The 24304-nt window shown below is 59.2% G+C and carries 26 protein-coding genes; 2 read left to right on the top strand and 24 right to left on the bottom strand.

Features of this window, described 5'->3' with window-relative positions:
* Nucleotides 1-17: 17 nt before the first annotated feature.
* From fliR to ASG19_RS03745, 16 genes are all read right to left on the bottom strand, one after another.
* Nucleotides 18-770 carry a flagellar biosynthetic protein FliR gene (gene fliR, locus ASG19_RS03670; protein ID WP_062453789.1) on the bottom strand — a complete coding sequence of 251 codons (753 nt, stop codon included), beginning with the start codon at nucleotides 768-770 and terminating at the stop codon, nucleotides 18-20.
* Nucleotides 767-2851 (bottom strand): flagellar biosynthesis protein FlhA, encoded by a 2085-nt coding sequence (gene flhA / locus ASG19_RS03675; protein ID WP_062454866.1) that lies wholly within the window; start codon nucleotides 2849-2851, stop codon nucleotides 767-769. Before flhA ends, fliR begins: the two co-directional genes overlap by 4 nt.
* Before the next feature lie 193 nt (nucleotides 2852-3044).
* Nucleotides 3045-3311, bottom strand: a complete 267-nt coding sequence (gene fliQ, locus ASG19_RS03680) for a flagellar biosynthesis protein FliQ (protein ID WP_062454868.1) — start codon at nucleotides 3309-3311, stop codon at nucleotides 3045-3047.
* A 156-nt stretch (nucleotides 3312-3467) separates the two neighbouring features.
* A complete protein-coding gene (gene flgD / locus ASG19_RS03685) occupies nucleotides 3468-3899 on the bottom strand; it encodes a flagellar hook assembly protein FlgD (RefSeq protein ID WP_062453790.1) in 432 nt (143 codons plus the stop codon).
* Nucleotides 3890-4339 (bottom strand): flagellar biosynthesis repressor FlbT, encoded by a 450-nt coding sequence (gene flbT / locus ASG19_RS03690; RefSeq protein WP_062453791.1) that lies wholly within the window; start codon nucleotides 4337-4339, stop codon nucleotides 3890-3892. Before flbT ends, flgD begins: the two co-directional genes overlap by 10 nt.
* Nucleotides 4336-4683, bottom strand: coding sequence for a flagellar biosynthesis regulator FlaF (flaF, locus tag ASG19_RS03695; protein WP_062453792.1), 348 nt, complete (start codon nucleotides 4681-4683; stop codon nucleotides 4336-4338). Before flaF ends, flbT begins: the two co-directional genes overlap by 4 nt.
* A 48-nt stretch (nucleotides 4684-4731) precedes the next feature.
* Nucleotides 4732-5760: a flagellar hook-associated family protein gene (locus tag ASG19_RS03700; RefSeq protein ID WP_062453793.1), complete on the bottom strand. Its 1029-nt coding sequence runs from the start codon at nucleotides 5758-5760 to the stop codon at nucleotides 4732-4734.
* A gap of 3 nt (nucleotides 5761-5763) precedes the next feature.
* Nucleotides 5764-7203: a flagellar hook-associated protein FlgK gene (flgK, locus tag ASG19_RS03705; RefSeq protein WP_062453794.1), complete on the bottom strand. Its 1440-nt coding sequence runs from the start codon at nucleotides 7201-7203 to the stop codon at nucleotides 5764-5766.
* Nucleotides 7204-7219: 16 nt separating this feature from the next.
* Entirely contained in the window at nucleotides 7220-8488 is a 1269-nt protein-coding gene (locus ASG19_RS03710) for a flagellar hook protein FlgE (RefSeq protein ID WP_062453795.1), read from the bottom strand.
* 179 nt (nucleotides 8489-8667) lie between these two features.
* Nucleotides 8668-9339, bottom strand: coding sequence for a winged helix-turn-helix domain-containing protein (locus tag ASG19_RS03715; protein ID WP_062453796.1), 672 nt, complete (start codon nucleotides 9337-9339; stop codon nucleotides 8668-8670).
* A gap of 271 nt (nucleotides 9340-9610) precedes the next feature.
* Nucleotides 9611-10126: a transglycosylase SLT domain-containing protein gene (locus tag ASG19_RS03720; protein WP_062454870.1), complete on the bottom strand. Its 516-nt coding sequence runs from the start codon at nucleotides 10124-10126 to the stop codon at nucleotides 9611-9613.
* 169 nt (nucleotides 10127-10295) lie between these two features.
* Nucleotides 10296-11903 carry a flagellar hook-length control protein FliK gene (locus tag ASG19_RS03725; RefSeq protein WP_062453797.1) on the bottom strand — a complete coding sequence of 536 codons (1608 nt, stop codon included), beginning with the start codon at nucleotides 11901-11903 and terminating at the stop codon, nucleotides 10296-10298.
* Complete coding sequence (locus tag ASG19_RS03730) at nucleotides 11900-13177, bottom strand: chemotaxis protein (protein ID WP_062453798.1); 1278 nt, start codon at nucleotides 13175-13177, stop codon at nucleotides 11900-11902. The genes ASG19_RS03725 and ASG19_RS03730 overlap by 4 nt, the downstream gene beginning before the upstream one ends.
* 6 nt (nucleotides 13178-13183) lie before the next feature.
* Entirely contained in the window at nucleotides 13184-14392 is a 1209-nt protein-coding gene (locus ASG19_RS03735; RefSeq protein ID WP_062453799.1) for a MotB family protein, read from the bottom strand.
* Complete coding sequence (locus ASG19_RS03740) at nucleotides 14389-15036, bottom strand: hypothetical protein (protein WP_062453800.1); 648 nt, start codon at nucleotides 15034-15036, stop codon at nucleotides 14389-14391. The genes ASG19_RS03735 and ASG19_RS03740 overlap by 4 nt, the downstream gene beginning before the upstream one ends.
* Nucleotides 15037-15340: 304 nt before the next feature.
* Nucleotides 15341-16222, bottom strand: a complete 882-nt coding sequence (locus ASG19_RS03745) for a flagellin (protein WP_062453801.1) — start codon at nucleotides 16220-16222, stop codon at nucleotides 15341-15343.
* 585 nt (nucleotides 16223-16807) lie between these two features.
* On the opposite strand from ASG19_RS03745, the gene ASG19_RS03750 reads away from it, so the two are divergent.
* Both ASG19_RS03750 and ASG19_RS03755 read left to right on the top strand, forming a co-directional pair.
* Nucleotides 16808-17686: a flagellin gene (locus ASG19_RS03750; RefSeq protein ID WP_062453802.1), complete on the top strand. Its 879-nt coding sequence runs from the start codon at nucleotides 16808-16810 to the stop codon at nucleotides 17684-17686.
* Nucleotides 17687-17964: 278 nt separating this feature from the next.
* On the top strand, nucleotides 17965-18840 hold the full coding sequence (locus tag ASG19_RS03755) for a flagellin (RefSeq protein WP_062453803.1): 876 nt from the start codon (nucleotides 17965-17967) through the stop codon (nucleotides 18838-18840).
* A gap of 105 nt (nucleotides 18841-18945) precedes the next feature.
* On the opposite strand, the gene fliP is transcribed toward ASG19_RS03755, so the two are convergent.
* The 8 genes from fliP to ASG19_RS24600 all read right to left on the bottom strand — a co-directional run bounded on the left by fliP (nucleotide 18946) and on the right by ASG19_RS24600 (nucleotide 24302).
* Nucleotides 18946-19683 carry a flagellar type III secretion system pore protein FliP gene (gene fliP / locus ASG19_RS03760; protein WP_062453804.1) on the bottom strand — a complete coding sequence of 246 codons (738 nt, stop codon included), beginning with the start codon at nucleotides 19681-19683 and terminating at the stop codon, nucleotides 18946-18948.
* Complete coding sequence (locus ASG19_RS03765) at nucleotides 19680-20186, bottom strand: flagellar basal body-associated FliL family protein (protein WP_062453805.1); 507 nt, start codon at nucleotides 20184-20186, stop codon at nucleotides 19680-19682. Before ASG19_RS03765 ends, fliP begins: the two co-directional genes overlap by 4 nt.
* A gap of 46 nt (nucleotides 20187-20232) precedes the next feature.
* Entirely contained in the window at nucleotides 20233-20955 is a 723-nt protein-coding gene (gene flgH / locus ASG19_RS03770) for a flagellar basal body L-ring protein FlgH (protein ID WP_062453806.1), read from the bottom strand.
* Entirely contained in the window at nucleotides 20952-21509 is a 558-nt protein-coding gene (locus tag ASG19_RS03775) for a MotE family protein (protein WP_062453807.1), read from the bottom strand. Before ASG19_RS03775 ends, flgH begins: the two co-directional genes overlap by 4 nt.
* Nucleotides 21506-22624: a flagellar basal body P-ring protein FlgI gene (locus tag ASG19_RS03780; RefSeq protein ID WP_062453808.1), complete on the bottom strand. Its 1119-nt coding sequence runs from the start codon at nucleotides 22622-22624 to the stop codon at nucleotides 21506-21508. The genes ASG19_RS03775 and ASG19_RS03780 overlap by 4 nt, the downstream gene beginning before the upstream one ends.
* Entirely contained in the window at nucleotides 22621-23073 is a 453-nt protein-coding gene (gene flgA / locus ASG19_RS03785; protein WP_244473995.1) for a flagellar basal body P-ring formation chaperone FlgA, read from the bottom strand. Before flgA ends, ASG19_RS03780 begins: the two co-directional genes overlap by 4 nt.
* Nucleotides 23074-23157: 84 nt before the next feature.
* Nucleotides 23158-23946 carry a flagellar basal-body rod protein FlgG gene (gene flgG, locus ASG19_RS03790; RefSeq protein ID WP_062453809.1) on the bottom strand — a complete coding sequence of 263 codons (789 nt, stop codon included), beginning with the start codon at nucleotides 23944-23946 and terminating at the stop codon, nucleotides 23158-23160.
* A 17-nt stretch (nucleotides 23947-23963) separates the two neighbouring features.
* The gene (locus ASG19_RS24600) at nucleotides 23964-24302 is read right to left on the bottom strand and encodes a flagellar hook-basal body complex protein FliE (RefSeq protein ID WP_062453810.1); all 339 of its coding nucleotides are present in this window, start codon (nucleotides 24300-24302) and stop codon (nucleotides 23964-23966) included.
* Nucleotides 24303-24304: the final 2 nt, after the last annotated feature.

Genomic DNA, 24304 nt, shown 5'->3' on the forward strand with positions numbered 1-24304 from the left:
CTCCTTGGAAGCCTTGCCTACAGCCCGGTGAAAACAAGCGGAAACCCGCGCACGAATTCCTCGATCATGGAGGCGATGCCGAGATAGAGCAGGAAGATACCGCCCATCAGCGCATACGGCGTCGAGATGAAGTAGACCGGGATCTGCGGCGCCATCTTGTTGATCATTCCGACAGCGACGTTGAACATGATGCCGTAGACGAGGAAAGGGCTCATCAGCCTCAAGACGATCATGAACGTCGCCGACAACGTATCCGTCAGGGTGATCAGGATGCGCCGCGGATTGAGACCTTCGGCGAGCGGAATGGTCGTGTAGGAATCGACCAGTGATCTGATGACGATGTGATGGAAGTTCAGCATGAACAGGACGAGCAGGCCCGATAGGGTCAGAAGGCTGGTCAGCTGGCTTTCCGACGAATCTTCCAGCACGTCGGATCCGGGCGGACCGCTGAAGGAGATCGACATGGCGATGGCGGCGCCGGCAAACTGCAGACCCGACGCATAAAGGCGGGCGATCAGGCCGAACACGGCCCCGACGAGGGTTTCAGACGCAATCAGCAGGCCAAGACCCGCAGCGTCACCGGAAACCCTGGGGTAGATCGTATCCCAGACCATCGGCAGCACCGCCATGGACAGCGCCACCGATAAAAACAGCCGGACTTCCATGGGCAATCTGGCAGATGAGAACCCGGGCATGATCATGATGCAGCCGCCGATTCGGCAGAATGCAAGAAAGAGAGCGATGACCGTGCCCTGCGGGTCCGTTATCATGAGATCGATCCAAGTACCTTGATCTCGGTGCCCTTTGCCAGCTCGACATGCGACAGGACGGGAAGGGTTGCGAACAGCCGCTCGATGATCATGCGCACATAAGAGCGTGTCTCCGGCGACGTGACAAGTACGAAGGGCATGCCCTTGTCCATGTATTCACGGATGACTTTGCCCGCCTGTTCGCTGAACTCCTCGAGCGAGCGCGGATCGATGTCGAAATCGATGATGTCGCCCTTGGGATCGCGCTTGATTGCCTGGTGGAACAGCAGATCCCATTTCGAGCCGAGACGCAGGACGCGCAGGATGCCGTTGTCGGCAAGATCGCCGCAGATCTGCTGGGCCATGCGGACGCGCACGTGCTCGACGAGCTGCTCGGTCTTGCGGACATGCGGCGCGAGTTCGGCGAGGGCTTCGAGGATGAGGTGCAGGTTGCGGATCGAGACGCGTTCGGCAAGCAGAAGCTTGAGAACCGCCTGAAGGCCGGAATAGGACATGTGCGACGAGCACATCTCGTCCGCGAGCTTCTTGTACTCCGGATCGAGACGTTCGATGAGGATCTTGACGTCCTTGTAGGACAGAAGCTGCGGCAGGTTGTTGCGGATGACTTCGCTGACATGGGTCAGAAGCACCGAGACGTTGTCGATCGGGTGGAAACCCTCGCGCTTTAGATCCTCGACGAAATGCTCCAGCACCGAGACGGCCGGCATGCCGAACGTGGGTTCGCGAACCTCGTCGCCGGGAACCGACGGCTTGCGATCCTTGCCGACGATGACGAGGACTTCGCCCAGTCGCAGCGTGCTGCTGGCGACCGTCGTTCCGTGGATGCGGATCTGGTAGGACTTTTCCGGGATCTGGATATCGTCGACGACCTTGATTTCCGGCACGACGAACCCGTATTGCGTGGCAAACCGCTTGCGCATCTTGCCGACGCGGAACCCGAGTTCCTGGTGTGCGCCGAGAAGACGCGGCGAGACCTGCTTGCCGAGCGCCAGTTCGATTTCTGCCGTCTTGAGGACGTTCTTGACCGAATCCTTTTCCGATTCGCGGTTCTCGACGACCTTCTTTTCCTCGCTTTCGCGCACCCTCTGGTTCTCGGCTTCGATCTGCCTCGGAATGACCCAGCCGGCACCGGCGAGAAGGAATGCAAGCGTCATGAACGGCATGAACGGCAGGCCGGGCACCAGTGCCAAGGTCGCCATCATGCCGGCTGCGACCCACAGCGCGCGAGGATAGCCGCTCAGCTGGCCGATAACAGCTACATCGGTGGAACCCTGGGTACCGCCGCGGGTGACGATCAGGCCGGCTGCGAGCGAAACGATCAGCGCCGGAACCTGCGACACGATACCATCGCCGACCGACAGCTTGACGAAGACGTCGGCGGCTTCGCCGATTTCCATGCCGTGACGGAAGTAACCGATGATGATGCCGCCGAACACGTTGATCGTGGTGATCAGCAGGCCGGCGACAGCATCACCGCGTACGAATTTGGAGGCACCGTCCATGGCGCCGAAGAACGAGCTTTCCTCTTCCAGCTCGCGGCGGCGCAGCTGCGCCTCCTTCTCGTCGATGATGCCGGCTGACAGATCGGCATCGATCGACATCTGCTTGCCGGGAATGGCGTCGAGGGTGAAGCGTGCACCGACTTCGGCGATACGCGTCGCACCCTTGGTGATGACGATGAAGTTGACGACGATCAGGATCAGGAAGACGATCAGACCGATCACGAAGTCGCCGGACATGACGAGGTTCGCAAAGCCCGCGATCACGCCGCCAGCTGCGGTATGGCCCTCGTGGCCATGCGAAAGAATGACACGCGTGGTGGCAATATTGAGCGCCAGCCGGATCATCGTCGCGATCAGCAGGATCGTCGGGAAGGACGAGAAGTCCAGCGGCCGCTGGATCCACAGCGCCACCATCAGGATCAGGACGGAAAAGGCGATCGAAAACGCCAACCCGATATCGATCATGAAGACCGGCACCGGCAGGAACAGGATGCACAGGATGGCCATGATACCGACGGCAAAGCCGATATCGCGGCCATTCGGCGCGGCCTTCACGGGGGTAATGGACGTCTTCGTCATTGCCATATGCGGTATCTCTTCATGAGATTAGAAAGGCGCATGCTGCGCCCATGGATCGCGCAAAAAGCAAGACATGATAATGCCCGGACCTGTTGCGACAGATCCCTTCTAGGCAGCGAAGCTTGTGTGAGGGTGTCCGCCATCATCGCAGGCGAAGCGTGCGAGCAAGCCTCGCAGCCTTGGCAGCCGTGCGCTAGAAACCGGACTGGACGCGCGAAAAGACGAGATCGGTGAAAAGCGAGATCTGGCCGCCGATGAAGGGAGCGGCAATCCCGAGCGCCAGCATGACGGCGACGATCTTGGGCACGAATGTCAGTGTCATTTCCTGGATCTGAGTCAGCGCCTGAATGAGCGCCACGACCATGCCGACAATCATCGCGGTCAGCACTGCCGGGCTTGAGGCGATGAGAATCGTCCATATCGCCGAGTGCATCATGTCGAGAGCATCGGCTTCATTCATTGCAGGATCATCCGGGGCATTGGTGTCGTAGCCATCATCATCTGGCGCGAATCGCATGCGGATGATGACAGCCACCGACCGCCAATGCAATTGAGCGACCGGTACTGCCCCCGGCAAAACCGCAGGCTCGCCTGCAATTTCAGGAATTCAGTCGGATCAGGACTCCGAGGACTTCGTCGCAGATATCGTGATGCCGTCTCCGATCGTGATCTCCTTGCCAGCATCGGTCGTTGCAACCAGACCGTCGGACGTGACTTCGATCGATTCGACCACACCGCTGGTCTTGCCATCACTGCTGGTGATCGTCTTGCCGATATAGGACGAGGCGTTCGACAGCGACGACTGTGCGATCAGGCTTTCCAGGTTGGTGTTCGTCTGGATCGACTGTTCGACCTGCGAGAAGGTTGCAAGCTGCGAGATCTGTTCGCTGGCATCCAGCGGATCGGTCGGATCCTGGTTCTGCATCTGGGCGATCAGAAGCTGCAGGAAAGCGTCGTAATCGAGCGAAGCGCTTGCCGCAGCGGATGAAGCCTTCGACGAACTGGTTGCAGTCGTCGAGGTTGCGGACGATACCGTATCTACTGCCATAGCCCCATCTCCTTGCGCAGACCGGCGATAGCAGCCGGCGCGACTTCCTTGCTGTTCAGGATGCGCTCTTCGACAGGATAGAGCGCGCGGATTGCCTTCAGTGCTTCAAAAGCGCGATCGGAGGCGACAAGCGCATCGATCTGCTTGAGCTCGTCGATGATTTCCGGATTGCGGAAGCATGCGAGCAGCATCATGACCGACCGGCGGAACATGGTCACGGCCTGGTCCTTGCCTTCCGGATTGATCAGCATCATCTGTGCGATGAAGTACAGCTGACGAAGCGGGGTCGTCGTATCTTCGGGCTGGAGAACATGGTTTTCCAGCAGGAACGTGACGTTGTTGAGGAATTCGAGAGAAACCTTGCGATCAACACGCAGGACTGCGCCGTTGATGAAGATCTTTTCGCCGGACTTCAGCGAGATACGCAGTGTGCTTTTCATCTTAGGCCATCCCTGATGATGGTAGTCACGTCGATAATGCCCTGGTAATTGTCGGACTGCTTTTTACGAATGCGTTCGCATTCCTTCAGTATCCAAAGGGCGATGGAGATCAGCTTTGCGCGCAGCTCGATGCCGAGCTCGTTGTCGGGCTGGTTGAGGTCTTCGATAAACCGGGTCCAGACCCTGCGCGTATAATGGATGGCCTCGACGGCCTCGCGTCCATAATGCGATTTGTTCGGGACTGCAGAGAGGAGCTCAATGGAGCGGGCCAGAACCTGGCGTTCTCTCTCTCTAGCGCTTGCGAGGTCATCCTTGATTACCTCGGCATACGCAAACTGGAACATGCTTGCTTCCTTCATGTTGCAAACCAAATGCCGCGGGGCAACTACCCATTATAGATAGTTGACGAGGCTCAGTCCCTGGATCTTGGAGGTGATGGTGTATGAGGTCTCTACTTGCGTCAACAACGTGTTGAGACGCACCGAAGCATCATAAGTATCCACGCCGACGAGATCTGTCAGTTGGGTGTTGATGATATCCATTTGCGCCGACATGGCGGTATTGGCCTTTTCGACGCGCTCCTGGGAAAGACCCATGGAAGAGCGCTCAGCATCGATGCCGGACACCGATAGGCCGGCAAGATTGGTAACGGTCGCGTTGACCTTGTTCAGTGCATCGGCGGACAGGCCGGCCGTCGCCAACTGGGACGTGATCAGGCTGCCGAGAACGAGGTTCTTGAAGCCATCGGCATTCAGGCTCGTCGAAGTGGTGACGGTCTCAGACGTGCTGACACGACCGGTCATTTTGGTGTCGGACGCGTTTGTCCAGCCGGACCAGTCGAAGGACGACGTATAGTCCTCGAGGAAGGTCGCCATCTGGCTGGACGATATATCCGATGCGCTGGAGATACCGTTGGCCGACATGAAGCTCGAAAACTGCGTGTTGAAGTCGTCCTTCAGGTCGGTGATGAAGCTGTCGTCCAGAGGCGCGGCATCGGTGTTGATGCCGGAAAACAGATACTCGCCATTGACCGAGACGTTTGCGTAGCTGACGAAATTCTCGAGCACGGACGTCGCCGTATCGGCAGAAACCTGCAAGCTCGTCTTGTCGCTGCTGCCGGAGAGCGCGACCAGCGAATCCAGCAGCGTCTGGCCGGAGTCGGACATCTGCTCCATCGCAAGCTGCGAGGAATCCATTCGCTGATTGGTCAGCGAATTGGAATCGATGATTGCCTGCAGCCGTGATGACTCGCGGCCGTAATCGAGGCTTGCAGACGTCCGCGTACCGAGTTCCAGACCCGTATCCGCATAGGTACCGTTGACCGATTCCTTCTGCAGCTTGGCGATCTCGGTCTGCGAGTTCTGTACGGTCAGCTGCATTGTCTGGCTGACGGACAGGGTTGAGATGGATGTCGTCTTCATGACTTAGTTCGCAGCCTCCATCAGCGCCGCCAGCATCTCGTCGATGGTCGACAAGAGCTTTGAGGCCGCCTTGTAGGATTGTTCGACATCGAGGAGGAGGATCAGTTCCTCATCGAGATTGACGCCCGTTGCGTTGGAATAGGCCTCGGTTGAACGCGACAGCATGGCCGTCGTGGTTTCCGCAGCATTTGTGGCTCCGCTCCGGTATTCCTCGACCCAGCCGACTGAATCCGTTGAGTAATCCAGCAATGTGGCCTTGTCGCCGATCTTGGCGGCAGGATCAAATTCCATGGAAGTCTCGAAGCCCGAGACATATTCGCTGAGCAACGTGGAAAAGCCGCTCGCGCTCTCGGTGTTGACACTGGCGCCCGAAATCGAGCCGTCCCTGAGCTTGGTGGGGTCGGCGACCGCCTCGGCATTGACCGTGATGATCCCAGCCAGGCCGGTGATGATCTCAGCCGTTTCGAAATCGACTTCGTCGCCTGTGGTCGTCGTGAAAAGACCGGCGATCTGGCTTGCGCCATCTGTTTCGGAAAACAGGGAAATCAGGCCGCGGGCAATTTCGTCGAGCTGGTCCTGGTACGTTGGATAGACCTCGTCACGCAGCTGGACGAGTGCCTGAAGCGACCCTTGCGCCGTCGTGTCGCTGCTCTGGCCGGCCTTCAGCTCCACGCCGTCGATATAGACTGCGCCACCGACCGTCGTTGCATCGTAACCCGCAGTCGAATCGAACGTTACAGGCCGTGCCGTGCTTTCGAACAGCGTGATGCCGCCATTCGTATAGATCGACATGTCGTTGTTGTCGCGCGTCGCGGTGCTGATGCCGACGATGCCGGAAATCTGCTTGAGCAGGCTTTCGCGGGTATCGAGAGCATTGTTGCCGTCGGTGCCGGCCGCAGCCGCCGTCACAACCGCCTTGTTGGCCTGCTCGAACTGCGCAAGCAGCTTATTGAGCTTGTCAACCTGGCCGGAAATCTGGGCGTCGGTGCCAGCCCGAAGCTGCTGCACTTCGGTGGTGCTGGTATTGAGAGCCGTCGCAACATCGACCGCCGAGTTGACCGCAGCCGAAGCCAGCGTCACGTCTCCGGGGGTCGCCGCGTAGGTCTGCAGCGCGTCCCGCAGTTCGGACAGTGCCGTGGACGGAGCAAGCGAATACCCGTCCCCGCCCATGATTGTGTAGACGGATTCCAGTCCGGCCAGCAATGTCTGCTGTCCCGCATCGTCGGCCGTAGACGAGAGTGTCTGCTTCAGCAGCGCGGCGTCTTCCGTCCGCGCTGTCTGAACGGTCGTGGCACCGGTATAGGCGTTCGTGACAGTCGCGGCGGAACGGCGGTTGTAATCGCTGTTCCCGACGTTTTGAACGTTTGTCGACAACACCCCCGTCTGCGTGGCGGTGTTGTTCAAGATATTCTTTGTCGTACTCAGTGCCGATGCGAGTGACATCGCTTAACTCCTGAAACTACCGGACCAGATTAATCAGTACGTCCATCAGATCGGAACCGGTCTGGAACACTTTGGAATTGGCGCTATAGCTGCGCTGCGCTTCGATCATCTCGGTCAGTTCGTTGGCCAGATCGACGTTGGAGGTTTCGAGCGCGCCCGAAACGATCTCGCCAAATCCACTGGAGCCGGCAAAGCCGAGGGTGACCACGCCGGAGCTGCTCGTCGTGCGGTAGACGTTGCCGGAGGAGACTTCGAGGTTGTCGGGGCTTTCGACCGTCGCCATGGCGATCTGGTACAGCGACTTCGACGAACCGTCCGCATAGACCGCGTTGATCGTGCCGTCAGATTCGATCTTGACGCTGGAGATGGAGCTCGGCGCGCTGCCGTTGACGCTGCCGCTCGAGATGTTCGACTTGGCCGACAGCTGCGTCATGCCGGCGAGATCGAACTTGATCCCGTTGACCGTGACAGAAAGCTCCTCGGCACCATCAACTGTTTCAAGCTTGCCGGACGAATTGAACGCGAGCGACAGGTTGGCGAGTTCGCCATCACCGCCATAAGGGAAGCTGCCGGTGCCGGTCGTGCTTGCGTCAGCTGCGTTATAGACGCTGAGCTGCCATTCGCCTGCAGCCGTCTTCGAGAAATAGAAGTCGTAGACGATCGGGTTGCCGAGGCTGTCGTAGCTGGTCAGCGACGTCTTCAGCGTGCTGTCCATGTCGACGTCGACATCTTCGGTGTTGTCGGACGGCAGGTCTGCGGCGACGACATCGGACGCGCTGTTGAGGTTGCCGGAGAGCGACCCGGAGGTCGACGCAACCGCACTCAGTTCCGAGCCGCCGACATTGATCGGGACCAGGCCGTCATAGCTGTTGACGACGGTCGTCGGGGTTCCGGAATCGTAGGAGTAACCGAGGAGCGTATAGCCGGCAGAGTTGACCAGGTTGCCCTGCTCGTTCGGCGTAAAATCGCCGGAACGGGTCAGAAAGGTCTCGCCCGCTGAATTCTGTACGACGAAAAATCCGTCGCCCTGGATGGCAAGATCGGATCCTGACGTGGTGTATTCGAGAGCACCCTGCTCAGAAATCGAATACTTCACGCTGGTTTCGACACCACCGGAATTGTATGAGCCGGCCGTCGATGGCAGCACTAGCGACGCAAACTGCGTGGACGACTTTTTGTAGGCAGTCGTTGACGAGTTAGCAATGTTATCGCCAACGGTGCCCAAGCGGTTTGCCTGCGCATTCATGCCCGATACGGCGGTTTTCATAGTTCCGAAAAGGCTCATAGCAATCCTCGTTGCACTTAGGCTTATGACTTTAGGGGATGGGCCTTGCGTGAAGCTGTCTGCGTGCTGGCATCGAGCGCTGATCTGCGTCGAAGTCGAGGGCCCTATCTGTCTGACAAAAATGACAAATCGAGCACGCAAAAAAAATGGCACCTCATATTTGGGTGCCATTTTCAGTGTTATTTCCAGTCGATGCAGTATCCTAGGAACCGCTTCGAATCGATGGGATCGAAGCCCAGTTTCTTGCGAAGCTTCTTGCGAAGCTTGCTGATGTGGCTTTCGACCACATTCTCTTCGACGTCCTCGTCGAACACACCGTAGATGGCGTTGAAGATCTGCGACTTGGAAACCCGACGGCCGCGATTGGCAATCAAGTATTCCAGGATGCGGCGTTCGCGCCGTGGAAGTGCAAACGCTTCGCCTTCGACTTCCGGATCGCGGCCATCGGAGAAAACCCGGATCGCGCCGATGTCGGTGTGATTGGCAACCGCGTTCAGGCGGCGGCGGATAGCCGCTGCCCGTGCCAGAATTTCCCTTGGATGAACCGGCTTGCGCACAACATCGTCGACACCGCAGTCGAAAAGCGCAAGCGTGGATTCCAGGGACGGCTGATCGCTGACAGCGATTACCGGTGCACTGCTGCGTCCACGGATTGCCCGTGGCAAATCATGAATCAGGTCGCCCTGACCAATCAAAAACGCCTCGATTGCAGCAATATCGGCTTCCGCTGCCGAATTCACCCAATCTGTAAATTCTTCCGGATCAAACCCGGTAGAAGGAACGCCTTCGCGCCCAAACAAAGACGTGTAACCGTCTTTCACTATTTCTCGTTCATCAACCACTACGATCATTCGTCCGCCTCCGAATCAATATCGCATCTCAGTGAGAGAGTGATACGAATCGTCAGGAATCTGGGCAACTAGAGGAAGTAACAGGGGCTTGCTAATAATTGATTAACCATGTTGCGCCGATTTGGTACTAGATCTAGTGGAAAAAGGGTGGCCTCCGCATAATGCGCGGTGGAAAATTAATTTTTGAGAAAATGCTCACTTGAAAACGCAGTTTGAACGCATTCTCTCACCGGCAGCCGTAAACAGATATTAGATTTCACTAATTGCTATTTCAGGTTGCGCTCGGACCGCAAAAATTCGTCGCGTTCCGCGTCCATTTTCCGAAATCGGTGGCAACAAGATTGGCGATCACCCGGCACACATAGCGCTGCTGCGCCGGATTGTTGTTGGGACCGGCATGATATCTGGCGACTGCCATCGTCCATGTCTCGTGCTTGTCGTGCAGCCGTTTTAGAAATAGCGCCGCATATTCGACGTTCTTTCTCGGGTCGAGCATGTCCGGAACCGAGGCAAACTCCTCGCCATGGAAGTGGTGATTGATCTGCATGCAGCCGAGATCGATCAGCTTGGCGCCCGTGCTCTTCGCCTGGGTAAAGAGCTGCATCGCCTCCTGCACAGACGACGCGAAATAGGCCTTGCCTTCGATATTCAGCGCATAGGGACTGAGCGATCCCTTGCGTCCGGTTTCTGTCAGCCCCACCGAGTAGAGGATGCCTTCAGGGACGCCGTATTTGCGCGCTGCGGCCTGGATCTGGGCCTCGCAGATGCTGACCTGTTCCGAGGTGATCTTGCCGTTTCCAGCCTGGCCAGTCCCTGGCTGGGCGGTTCGGGCCTGATCGCGCCGCTGCGGCGCGCCGGCGCGCTTCTGCGTCCCCGGCTGCGCGGCGTTGGGCACGTCTGCCTGCTGAGGAGGCTGCTGGGTGGCGTAGAGCTGCCAGGCGCGGGTTTCGACCGCGCTACAGGTAAATGTCGCCAGTGCCAGTGCTGCCGATGTCAGTTTCAACGACAGTCTCATTGCGCTTCTCCATGTCGTTGCGATTGCTGTCGTTGGAGCGGCCACCCTGAGCCTGTCCCTGCTGGCGGGCTGCCTCGCCGTCACGGGCGAGCTGCTGCTGTGTCTGGGCGCCGCTGCCGCCCTGCTGCTGGTCTGCAGACGAGTTCGAGCTGTCGGTCGACGGCGCCATGCTGACGGTCACCTGGTCGACGTTGAAGCCCTGGGCCCGCAAGGCATCGAGCATCGGCTTGCTGTCGTCGCTGAGCTCGCGATAGGCCATGCTGCTGTGGACGGTAAGATGGATGCTCAGCTGATCTCCCACCAGTCGCATATGCGCGGTCACGGTACCGAGATTGTCGGGCGTCAGCTGGAGCTTGAGCGTATTGACCACGCTGCCGGTGCCGGATGTGCGGGTCGGATCGGTCAGCGCGGAAGACGGCTGCATGGCCGCGGTCCATTCCCTGTTGCTGGAGGCGGCACTCAAAAGATTGCTGGCATTTTCGCCGACGCCAAAGCCGAGATAGCGCCGCGAGTCGAGAACCGTGACGGTTTCGGTGTTGGCTGTGCCTGGAAGGCTGTCCTGCAGGTCGGATCCGCCGTCCGCGCCTGTGACGATCGACAGGCTGACAGCCGCAATCGCATCTCCGGCTTTCTGGAAGCGGTAGGATTTAACGTCTGTCTGGGGTTCTGCCTCGCCCGTATCGAGGAAATCGAACGACGTGGCAGCATCCGTGTCGTCGGACGGCATGCTGGCGTCCGTCTTATCGTTCGACATCCCCGTCTCGGTCACGGAGATCATGGCCGACAGTGCGGCTATATCCGCGGACTGGGCCGGGTTACCGGTCTCGACGCTGGCCGTCAGATTGAGCAGTGCCGCTGTTGAGAGTGCAGCCGTTGAATCTGGCACAGCGGTCGCGAGGGCCGCTCCTTGGCTTTCATCGTCCGGCACGTCCTTCGAAAGCACATCGGCGATCTTCGCCTTTCCATCGTCGCCAGCAACAGTCGTGACGCGCTTGGTTGCAGTAGCAACCATCTGGGTAACGTCGATCTGGCCGCCGGCCTTGTCCGGGCTACCGGTCTGTTTGATGTTGCCTGTTTGGTTGAGGCTGTCACTCTGGTCCTGACCCGGAATCTCTTCCGGCAAGGCTTGTCCGACGAGCTCTTCTTTGACCGCCTCGTCTACAGACGGCGCCGGAACCGGCTGGGCGACCGGGTGCGGCACGTCCACCTGCGGGGCTGCGACCGGAAGCTCGGCTGCAGCCTGGACAAGCGTTGCAGCGGATGGAGCAGCGGTATCCGCAGGTTCCGTCGGCTTGAAGTTTGCGGCAAGCGACGTCAGGTCGGTAAGCGTCTTGAAGCGGGAACTGCCGAGCGAAATCTTTCCCGTCCCGGATCCGTCCTCGGCAACCGCCGTGCCGTTCTCTGTCGATTTCCCGGCATCGGCGTCCGCGTCTGTCAGCACCTGGGCAAATTCGCCGGCTTCGCCGTTCTGCGGCGATGCCTTTCCGAAAAGAGTCCCGACCTGCCCGTCTGATACTGCCTTAACCGAAGCGCCTGCTACGTTCGTCATTCATATGCCTCATCGCTGAGCAGGTCGTCGATCTGCTTCAGCTTCATTCTGTTCTGCTCTACATAGGTCTGGAGGCTTGCCTCCATTTCCGGATTCTCGGTCTTTGCTGCGGGCTTGGCCACAGAGGTGGTCGGTGCCGGCGCCGAAGGAATGGTGGCGGACGCCGTCGCAGCCTGACCCGCTTCGCCCGCGGGCATCACCACCGGCTCTGCCGATACGCTCGAGGTTTCGGGTGCCATCAGGATCTGTTCGACGACCTTTTGCGCCGCTGCACGCAGGTTCCTGTCGCGTTCGGAAAGCGCGCCATCGGGGATCTGCGACAGACTCTTTGCCGCTTCCACAACGTTACTGGACGAAATGCTGGCAAGATCGCCATACAGCTGCCCGATCGCATTGTTCTCCGAACCGGGACTGGGGGAGAGACGTTCCGCGTTCAATGCCGCAAAGCGAGCCAGATCCTTGTTGCCCGCGAGCAAGGCGCGCCTGGATACCCGGAGGTAGAATTCGTGCGCGCGCGGATCGTCCATCATTGAGACGACGTCGGTCCAGCGGCTCCGGTCACCCTTGCCGTCATCGTCAGTGGCAAGTTGCACGAACATGTCGATAAACTGGCTGGCATAGGGAGAATAGAGAAAACGACGGACGTATTTCGCCGCCAGATCGAAGCCCCTGCCCGGCTCCGTCTGTAGGATCACGGCGAGCGACCGTCTGAGCGCTGCCTCTTCCAGATTGGTCCCGGGTGCGAGCAGCCGAACCTGATCGAAATAGCCGATCGCCTTGGCGGGGTCGGCATTCGCCGTGATGTTGCCGGCGACGAGCGCCAGATAGGGGCCAACCGGGCTTGTGCCATACTCCTTGACCAACCCCTCGAATGCAGCGACCGCCGTCAGGCCCTGCCCCTGGAAATAGCGACGGAGAACGCGCGCCAACCGGCCATCGAATTCACCGTCGACATCGCGTGCCGCAAGAAAATCCAGCGTCTGCGGATTGCCGCCACTCATGGCGAATACGAAAACCGCATCGACGTTGCGGGGATCCTTGAACACATCAGGTGATGCCGTGCGTAGCCGCTGGTCGAGTGTCTTGAGAAGGAAGCGCTGCATTTCGTTGGCGGAATGATCGCCCGCGACGATCGCGTCCTGCAGATATTGCAGGGAGCGGATCATCTTGTATGGCTCAAGATCCTCACTGGCCACGGCGTTGCCCGCAGCGGCGAGAAAAACCCCGGCGACCAGTGAGCGCAGCAAGTTATGGCGATCGCGCGAACGCATCATCTCGATTTATCCGTTGCCCAGCAGGATTTCGATACGGCGGTTGGCGCCGCTCATCGGATCATCGACGTTTTGAAGTCGCCGGTCGGCAAATCCAGAGACCTGCTTTACCCTCTCCTCGTTCAAGCCGCCCCGCACGAGCATGTAATAGGCCGCATGCGCGCGGGACATTGACAGGCTCCAATTGTCTCCGGTGCGTCCCTTGAAGGGCCGTCCGTCCGTGTGGCCACGAATGATCACCGACCCTGGACGCGCGGCCAGGAGTTTGCCGATCTTTTCCATGGCGAGCACGAGCTCCTTGCCGGGCAATGCGGATCCGACATTGAACATCGCGGTATTTGCTTCGTCCGAGATCGTGATCAGCGTGCCGCCTTCGGCCGGCTGCACCACGATGCCCTCGGCCAGCTTGCCGGCAATCCCGGCGACCTGCGCCTGAATTTCCTTCTGAAGCTCTTCGGCCTTGTCCTGCCCGGCGGCGTCGAGTTCAGCCTTTGCCTTCTTGACCGATGCATCGGAAGCATTGGGCGCTGAGACGGCATCCGGCTTTACCGATACTGGGACAGTTTCCACCGCGGGCGGCTGGGAAAAGGCGCTCGCCTGCTCGCCCGGCAGACTCGTGTCCGAAGCAAGCTTGGCTTGCGCCGGTGTGTCGAGCTGCTTGCTCCAGAAATCCGGATCGAAAGGATCGCGATAGGCTTCTCCGCCATCCGCACCGGTGGACGGACCGGAATCGCTCGCGCCGCCCTCGCCCTTCGTGCTGACATTGGCCTGTTGGCCTACTTCCTGAGCGATGCTGGCAAGCACGGAATAGGGATTCTGGAACAGAGCTGCTTCGGAAAAGGTCATGTCGTCGCCAGAGGCGGAAATGGACTCGCCATCCATGCCTGCCTTGCCGCCGCCCGTCTTGTCGTTCTCCACGGTGGACTTCTTGTCGGAATCTTCGCCCTTGGCCTGATCCGACGGCTTCTTGATGCCCTTGGATGCGGGCGTGTCGTCGGACAGCGGCACGGGATTGAAATAGCTCGCGAGCGATGCCTTCGTTTCCTCATTGGCGGCGTTGACCAGCCACATGACGAGAAAGAAGGCCATCATGGCGGTCATGAAGTCGGCGAACGCAATCTTCCACGCACCGCCGTGATGGCTGTCGTGATCGCCGCGGTGACGCTTGATGATGATGATTTCGTTTTTGCCGTGATGATGGTTCTCAGCTTCGCTCATGCCAGCACCCTCTCAAGGTCGGCGGCAAAGGCAGAAAGGCGCGTCACGAGAAGCGAATCACCGATCTCGACGCGGATGTCGGTGTCGTCTGTGTGGACGAAAGACACCGCATCGCCTTTCTCCTCTAGCTGGGCTTTGAGAAGATCGCAGAGATGCACCGGTCCGAAGACCGTAATCTGCTCCAGAATTTCCTTGGCGAGCGTCGGTTTCAGCTCCTCGACAAGCTCGTTGATAGCGCCGCGCATCACCTGTTCTTTGAGCAAGGGAGACAGAACGCGGGCCGTCGCCTCGGACAGTTCGGCAGAGACCCGTGACGCGAGATCCGGAAGAGCCTTCGAGAGATAGTCGGCCAACCCGTCCTCGAACTGGAGGCGCTGCTGTTCGATCTCCTGCGCATGCTGTTCCTTCAGCGCCTCGAGCTCTTCGGCATGCTGCGCCGTCAAGGATTGGGTCGCCGCAAGATGACCTTCATCATAGGCTTCGCGACGCTCGGCCTCGAGATCGACTTCTACCGTCTGCGCAAAGCTTTCCAGCGCCGGCATCTCGGCGGGCGACGCAAAGTGAGAGGGCGTTTCTATCGGGGCCGCAAGCAGCGCAGCCTCGGCGCCGAAATCTCTGAGATACCGCGCAAGTGGGGAATTCATCAACGCACTCCATCAACGTCGTTTGCGGAATAAGGCCGCAACGTCTCACGCATCGCCCGTTCTGTGATGCTCCACACCGGCCTCCGGCCCGCGCCCGATCGCCGGGGCGGCGGAGTTCGCCATGGGAATAGATCAGAAATTAGGAAGTTAAACTTGTGCGAGGATGATGCAGTCCTCGTGAACCTGAACGACAAGGTGCGACGACACCAAGATACCTGACACCTACGCCGCAAGAGCCGTACCGCAAATGCAATCGGCCGCGCTCGAAAGCGCGGCCGGCATAATTTCGCTGGTATGTTCAATCTTACTGCTGGAAGAGCGTAAGAATGTTTTCGGAGCTGGAGTTTGCAATCGACAGCGACTGGACGGCCAGCTGCTGCTGCGTCTGCAGAGCAGACAGTCTGGCAGACTCTTCTTCCATGTCGGCATCGACGAGGCGGCTGATGCCTTCTTCGATCGCATCCGTCAGAGTTCCGGCATAGCTGGTCTGAAGGTCGATACGGGTGGTCAGCGCGCCGAGGGCAGCACCTGCATCCGTAAGGCTGGAGAGAGCCAGTTCGACATTGTCGAGATATTCTGCGAGTTCTGTGTCCGTGGTGTCGGCCGTCAGCGCAATGTCCATGACATCGCCGAGGAGACCGCCCGAGCCGACACCGTCAGTGATAACTTCGAACATGGCGTTGGTTGAAACGTCATAGGATGCCGTCGTGACTTCGACCGTACCGTCGTCGTTGCGGATAAAGCCGTCGACGACCGATTCTGGCTCGGCGCCGTCTTCTGCAACCATCCAGTTCTCACCGCTGAACGAAGCACCTTGGGCGATCGAGGACAGCTGTTCCTGCAGCTTGGTGATTTCAAGCTGGATCTGTGCCTTGTCGGTCGAATTTTCGTTCGCGGTGACGATCTTCGACTTGATTTCGTTGACGACGTCGATAGCGCTTTCCATGGCGGCGTAGGCCGTATCGACCTTTGCAGCACCAACTCCCAGAGCGTCGGTCGCAGCCACCAAAGCGTCCTTGTCGGAACCCATCGTGGTCGAGATCGACCAGTAGGCAACGTTGTCGGAGGCCTCGGATACGCGATAGCCCGAGGATACACGGCTCTGCGCCTGCTCCAGGCTATCGTTGATACCCCTCAACGTCTGAAGTGCAGAGTTTGCGGCGTTGTTGGTCAAGATGCTGGTCATTAAAACTGCCCCTTATGGCATTGGATGGGAGGGCATCCCGGGTGTTCCGGTAACGACGATCAGCTTCATGCCTGCCGCGCCCTTGCATTCGGCTCGCCGTTGCGATGGACACAGAAAATCATCTTATGGTTAATGGAGGGTTAAAGCGGGAACAAAAGTTAACGCGGGCTGGAACATTTTTAGCTTTCGCGAACGAAGATTAATGGGCGGTAGGTTTTATGGGACCCTGAATGACTGCCTCCACGGTCTGCTCGCAGGATAGAGGTGGAAAGGATCCCATCGTTGCACCGCAGCTGCAACGCGGCTTCGACGCCGCAGCGCGTTCCACCTTCGGACAGCCTTCTGAACCAACCTGCAATGGCATGAATTTGCTTTTGTTTTGAAGTCATTAACCACGCTGGAAGCTGTTTTAGCAATGCCACCAGATTTAATACCTTGGCAAGGAATGGCTGCGAAATTGCAGCCTAGATGACGGGCTTGGATCCGGTAAGGAACAAGAGGCATGAAGCCGGGCCGTCATTTGCCGGTGACACTACCGAACCCGGTATGTCCTCCTTTTTTGTATAGAGTCCAAGGGGACAATCCATGACTAGCATCAACTTTAATTCTTCTGCTTCGTCCGCTCTTCAGACACTGAGCACCATCAACAAGAGCCTGGAGCAGACGCAGAACAGCGTTTCGACCGGCTACAAGGTGAGCAAGGCTTCGGATAACGTTGCCTACTGGTCGATCTCGACCACGATGAATTCCGACAAGGGCGCCCTCAACGCTGCTTCCGACGCTCTGGGCGTTGGCGCTGCCAAGGTTGATACCGCCTATGCCGCCATGGAAAGCGCCATCGACGTCGTCAACGAAATCAAGGCTAAGCTTGTTACCGCTTCGGAAAGCTCGACCGACAAGGCTCAGATCCAGCTCGAAGTCGGCAAGCTGAAAGAACAGCTGTCCTCGATCGCCGAAGGCGCTTCGTTCAGCGGTGAAAACTGGATCGTCCAGGGCGACCAGACAACTGCAAGCGTTGTCGACGGCTTCGTTCGCGACTCCGAAGGTGCGGTCAAGGTTACGACGGCAACCTACGACATCACCAACAATGCATTGTTCGAGTCTGTTGACGCTGGCGTCGGCACGGGCGGCATCCTCGGCGACCTGATGGAAACCGCAGACCTCACGGACGCGACGACGGACGCGGAAATCGCGACCTACCTCGAAACCGTTGAAACGGCTCTTTCCAGCATGACGATCGCTGGCGGCGCACTTGGTGCTCTGACCACCCGTATCGACCTGCAGTCGGAATATTCCGGCCAGCTTTCTGACGCGATCGAAGAAGGCGTAAGCCGCCTGGTCGACGCCGACATGGAAGAAGAATCTGCCAAGCTGTCTGCCCTGCAGACCCAGCAGCAGCTCGCCATCCAGTCGCTGTCGATCGCTAACTCCTCTTCGCAGAACGTGCTCTCGCTGTTCCAGTAAGAAGACCAGCCTTCACGTCTGGTTTGTTCAAGGAAAGCCCCGGGTCATCCCCGGGGCTTTTTTCGTACCTTCGATCCGGCCATGGTAAAGAAAGATCTTTTTTCTCGTCAAAGACCGTCTACCTTCGGACTTCATTAACGTTAATGCTGTTATCTAAGCTCATCTAAGCGGCGGGCCGGAATGAGTGAGTATTTTCCGACTGGCATGATGCACTCAGGCCGCTTTCCGGTGCTTCCGGAATGTCCCCTCTTTTTTGTTTTGCCTAGGGGTTTAGTAACATGACGAGTATCCTTACCAACAGCGCAGCCAATGCTGCACTCCAGACGCTCAGCAGCATCAACAAGGGCCTGGAAGACACTCAGGACCGCGTTTCTTCCGGCTACAAGGTCAGCAAAGCATCCGACAACGTTGCTTACTGGTCGATCTCCACCACAATGAATTCCGACCAGAAGGCGCTCAATGCCGCTACCGACGCACTTGGCGTTGGCGCTGCAAAGGTCGACACTGCCTACGCCGCGATGGAAAGTGCCATCGACGTCGTCAACGAGATCAAGTCCAAGCTCGTTACGGCAACGGAAACCTCGACCGACAAGGAACAGATCCAGCTCGAAATCGACAAGCTGCAGGAACAGCTGTCGTCGATCGCGCAGGGTGCATCCTTCAGCGGCGAGAACTGGATGGTCACCGGCGACCAGACCGACGGTACGGTCGTAGACGGCTTCGTCCGTAGTGACGACGGCACCGTCAAGGTAACGTCCGCCACCTACAGCATCTCCACCTTTGCACTGTTCGACGACGTTACCGGCGGCGTCGGCACCGACGGCATCCTCGGCGAGGTCATGGACATCGATCTGTCCACGATCGCTGACGAAACTGAAATCGCGGCGATGCTCACCACGGTTGAAGATGCTCTCGCCACGATGACCATCGGCGGCGCCGCTCTCGGTGCTCTGACTACACGTATCGATCTCCAGACAGACTATTCCAACCAGCTTTCGGACGCCATCGATGAGGGCATCAGCCGTCTCGTAGACGCCGACATGGAAGAAGAGTCTGCCAAGCTGTCTGCCCTGCAGACGCAGCAGCAGCTCGCTGTCCAGTCGCTGTCGATCGCGAATTCCAGCTCGGAAAACATCCTCACGCTCTTCCAGTAAGACGCGTTTGGTTCAACATACGAAAGAAAGGCCGCGCTCAATGCGCGGCCTTTTTTCGTCTCGTTGTCCGGGAATAAAACTTCGCCTTGGAGAAGGCGCCGTGCCTTACGAGAACGATCTCACCAGCGAGCCGACGAGAAGGTTCCAGCCGTCGATAAGGACGAAGAAAAGGATCTTGAACGGCAGCGAGATCGAGGTTGGCGGCAGCATCATCATGCCCATCGCCATCGTGATGCTGGCAACGATCATGTCGATGACGAGGAATGGCAGGACGATGAGAAAGCCGATTTCGAAGCCGCGGCGGATTTCCGACAGCATGAATGCCGGGATCAGCACGCGGTAATCCGTCTGCGCGCCGAGCGTGACCGTCTGGCCGCGTTCCCGGGCGATGTCGACGAACAGCGCCACATCCTTGTCGCGGACATTGGCGATCATGAATTCGCGAAACGGCTGGGCGATCCGCTGTATCGCTTCGGCCTCGTTGATCTGGTTCTGCAAAAGCGGCTGTGCGCCATCCTGCCAGGCACGGTCCATCGTCGGCGCCATGACGTAGAAGGTCATGAACAACGCCATGCTGGTCAGGATCATGTTGGACGGTGTGGTCGACAGGCCCATGCCGGACCGCAAGATCGAGAAGGCGATGATGAAGCGCGGGAAGCTCGTCACCATGATCAGGATGCCGGGCGCGATGGATAGAACCGTCAGCAGGCCGAAGGTGCGGATGATCCAGGCGGAAACCGAGCCGTCGACCGGCAGGTTCAGCATGTCCAGGGCAGACTGTTGCGCATTCGCCGCGTCGGGTAACGCAGCGAAGAGAGCAAGAACGGCTAAAAAACGAATCATTCGATGATGAAAGTCCTGAACACCAGATCAGCAACCTTGCCCTGAGACCTCAGCTTGGCGCGTTCCTTCAGGTCATCTCGGAGATAACCGAAGCCGCGTGGCCCCTGAATTTGCTGCAGCGACAAGGTCCGCATATAGGCGAGTATATCTTCCTGAATGGAAGCCGCCACCGCTTCATCGATGTTTTCACCGAATATTAACGAAACCTCGAGGCGGACCATGCTGTCCGAAGGATAGGCGAGGTTGGCAATGATCGGCTCCAGCGGCCGGACGTGGCTCACACCGGCAGCGGCGCCGTGTTCCCCTCCCCCGGCAGGAGCCGCGGCTGCGCCATGACCGGCGGCAGGTGCCTCCTCCACGACCGGCGACGGGACGATCATCTTGCCGACAACCCAGCCTCCGCCCACGCCGACGACCGTCAGTCCCAGTACGGCCGCCGCAGTCATCACCAGGGAAGACTTTTTCTTCGCTGGTTGATCCGCCGTGAGGCTGGCGTCGGTCATGGTGGCTAAACTCCGCTAGTAGTGAGGGACATCGATTCGCGCCCGGTCAGATCGGCGAGAAGATGTCGCTGATCTGCTGGCCGACCGGCGGCTGCTGGACTTCCATCAGGCGACCGCGGCCGCCGTAGGAGATGCGTGCTTCGGCAATCTTCTCATAGGATATCGTGTTCTCGGCATTGACGTCTTGGGGCCGCACGATGCCGGCAACGTTGAGGATGCGGATCTCATGGTTGACGCGCACTTCCTGCGAGCCGCTGATGATGAGATTTCCGTTTTCGAGAACGCCGGTGACGACCGCGGCCACGAGAAGCGTCAGCTTCTCGGCGCGGCTGATGGAGCCCTTGCCGTTCGACTGGCTGTCGGAATCAAAGCCCGCCGTCGAATCTGCCTCCGGCTTCCAGCCAAGAATTTCCGCGGCGGCCTGCCAGTTGGTGGTCTTGGAATTCTTGCGGCTGCGATCCGTCTCGTTGTCGAAGCTCGCCTTGTCGTTCATCGAGATATTGACCGTCAGGATGTCGCCGACGTTCAGCGCGCGGGCATCCTTGAACAGGGCGCCCTGGCTGTCGCTCCACAGCGAGAAGCCGCTCGCCATGTGGCGCGGCTGCTTCGGATACATCGACATCTGCTGCGTCTGGCCATATTGCAGGCCGCTGCCGATCGGGCTCATGGCCGGCGCATTGCCGATTTCCTTGATGGTCGTCATCTGCCCGTTCTGACATCCGGCGATCAGCGATGTCATCGCAAGAAGAGCCGTGAGTTGCTTTTTCATGACGGGTCCTTGGAGGTATTGGGGTCTGCGGCGCTCGCCATGATCATTGCGACCATGGCAGCCTTCTGGGCGTCCATTTCGGCAAGGATCAGTCCCGATTGCCGCGGTGGCAGCTGCATGATGATGGCGGCTGCAATGTTGATGTTCATCTGGTCGAACTGCGGCGCGACTTCGTCAGCCTTTGCCGTCTTGTAGATTTCGACCAGACTGGCCTTGGCGCTGGCCAGGAACGCGTTGCGTTTCTTCAGCCAGTCCTGATATTCGGCGCGCCGATTTTCGAGCTCGGTGATGCGCGTGTTGATGTCGCCCTGCAGCTTTTCCAGTTCCTGCTTCTGCAGGAGATAACGCTGGTCGCGGGCCGAATCGACGATGTTGCCGCAGAACTGCTGGACTTCCTGCTGGCTGCCACCGGCTTCCTGTGCGGCGCCGAGAAGCTGCGGCTGCTGCTGCGCGCGGGCGCCCGGTAGGAGGCAGAGCGAGAGAGCGGCGGCGATCAGATAGACCGAGCTGCGAGTGGCGAGAACCGGGAACCTGCTTGAAACTGTGTTGGTCATTGCAGAACGAGCTCCGCTTGCAGGGCTCCGGCAGACTTTATCGCCTGGAGGATCGAGATGATGCCGTCCGGCTTGACGCCGATATTGTTCAGGCCGGCGACCAGCGTCTTCAGATCAGGTCCGTCGATGACGGCAATCGGTCCGCCGGTCTTTTCGGCCATGATATCGGTCTGCGGCTGCACCGCCGTTTCGCCCCTTGAGAACGGTTCGGGCTGGATGACCTGCGGCGTCTCGGTGACCTGAACAGTCAACGTGCCGTAGCTGACCGCAACCCGGGCGACCCGGACATCGGCGCCGATAACGATCGTACCGGTGCGCTCGTTGATCACCACGCGTGCGGGGGCGTCGGTCTGGACCACGAGATTTTCGATGTCGCCCATCAGGCGGGTCAGGTCGGCTGAGCGCGGTTTCTGGACAACCACTTCCTGGCTGTCGCGCGCTTCGGCGATCGGATCGCCGAAGGTGCGGCGGGCATAGGCGTTGACGACATCGGCGATACGAACCGATGTCGAGAAATCCGGGTTGCGAAGCTGCAGCACCAGATTGACCGAATCCTTGAACTTGGACGGAAGCTCGCGCTCGATGATCGCTCCCGACGGCACACGACCGGCTGTGGTGACGCCTTCGGTCAGTGTCGCAGCAGCACCCTGTGCATTGAAGCCGGAGACGATCACCGATCCTTGCGCGACGGCATAGATCTGTCCGTCGGCACCGGTGAGCGATGTCATGATCAGCGTGCCGCCCCGCAACGAGGTGGCGTCGCCGAGCGAGCTGACATTGACGTCGATGCGGCTGCCGGGGCTTGCAAACGAGGGAAGATTGGCGGTGACCATGACCGCAGCAATGTTCTTGGCGCTGGACTGACCGCCCTGCGTCGAGATGCCGAGGTTCTGCAGCATGGCGCGCAGCGACTGATCGGTGAACGGAGACGAACGCAGGCTGTCGCCGGTTCCCTGCAGACCCACGACCAGGCCATAGCCGATCAACTGGTTCTCGCGACCGGACTGCAGCGAAGCGATATCCTTGATGCGGGACGACGTGGCCGTGGCATCGGTGACGGGCAGCATCGTGATGACCGCGATCGCCGCAATCATCAGTTTCCGGACCATACTCATTTCTGAACCACCTCGACGCTGCCGTCCGCCATCACCGTGCCGTTGACCATGACGCCCGTATCGAGGTTCCTGACCTTGATGACCTCGCCTGTCATCGCATCGTCCATGGGCGCGCCGCGGGCAGCGATGACCATGCGCTGCGACGAGAAGGTAAGCCTGACACTTGTGCCGCGCTTGACCGTGAAAGGATCGCGGAGAACGTTCAAAGGAATGGTGCGGCCGGCAAGCAGCGTCTTGCGCGTGACCTTGCCGACCACCTGATCCAGCGAACTGGCATAGCCCGGCGCGATATTCGGATTGGTGACGGCCACCTCGCTGACGAACGCCTCGCCGATCGTATCGCCCGGATAGATCGTGGTGCTGGGCACGACGGCATTGCGCGGCTCCGCGAATGCCGCCCCCGGCAGGATGAGCGCGCTCAAAAGCGCCCCGGCCAGCCAGGTCTTCATTCCGGTTTTCCAGCTGCTTGCCCGACCGGTTTTCCGGACGTTCTCTTGCCAAAGCATCATGCTCGGTCCGCCTTCTATCTTCCGCTACTTGAGGTTCTGGCTGACGATCTGCGCCATCTCGTCGGCGGTGGTGATCACCTTCGAGTTCATTTCATACGCACGCTGAGCGGAGATCAGATCGGTGATCTCCTTGACTGAATCGACGTTGGAGTTCTCGAGATAGCCCTGCTTGAGGTAGCCGAAGCCAGTCTCCTGCGGGTTGGCGACCACCGGCTGCCCGGATGCCGCCGTTTCAGAAAACAGGTTGTCGCCCAAAGGCTTCAGACCGGCATCGTTGACGAAGTTGGTCAGAGTGATCTGGCCGAGTTCCGTCGGGGTCGTCGATGTCCCGATCGTCGCATTGACGATCCCGTCTTCGCTGACGCTGACCGACGTCGCGTCAGTCGGAATGGTGATTTGCGGGATGACACCGTAACCGTCGGCAGTCACCAGTCTTCCGTTGGCATCCTTGTTGAAGGACCCGGCGCGGGTGTATAGGGTCTCACCGTTGGTGCCTTCGACCATGAACCAACCACGCCCGACGATCGCCATGTCGAGATCGTTGCTCGTCTGGGTGATTTCGCCCTGGATGTGGAGCTTGCGGACGGACTGCGTCTGAACACCGAGACCGATATTGGCACCTTCCGGCACAGCGGACTGATCGGCGCGGTTGGCGACGCCCGAAGCGCGCTCGGTCTGATAGAGAAGGTCGGTAAACTCGGCACGCGACCGCTTGAAGCCGGTCGTGTTGATGTTGGCGATGTTGTTTGCGATGACTTCGAGATTGGTCTGCTGCGCATCCATGCCGGTAGCGGCAATTGCTAGTGCTCTCATGGTCTCTGCTCCAGTCTCTAGATCTGCATCTTGGTGATGTCGAGGTAGGCGGACACGATCTTGTCGCGGAACGCCGTTGCCGTCTTCAGCGCCTGTTCGGCCTGGAGAACGGCATCGACCACTTCACGCGTGTTCGCCTTACCCTGGATGCCGGCAAACGATGCAGTTTCACCGCCCTTGACGGCGTTGATCGCGTCTGTTGCCATGCTTCCCAGGACATCACCGAAGCCCGGTCCTGCAACGGCCGTCGTTGCCGCGTTGACCGCGGTGCCGAGAACATTTGCTGCCGTATTGTCGCCGGAGACGCCGTCGGTCTGCTTTGTGAACAGGCCGAGGCCCTCAATAGGATTGATCATCT

This window comes from Rhizobium sp. Leaf306 (genome assembly GCF_001423425.1).
Taxonomy (GTDB): Bacteria; Pseudomonadota; Alphaproteobacteria; order Rhizobiales; family Rhizobiaceae; genus Neorhizobium; species Neorhizobium soli.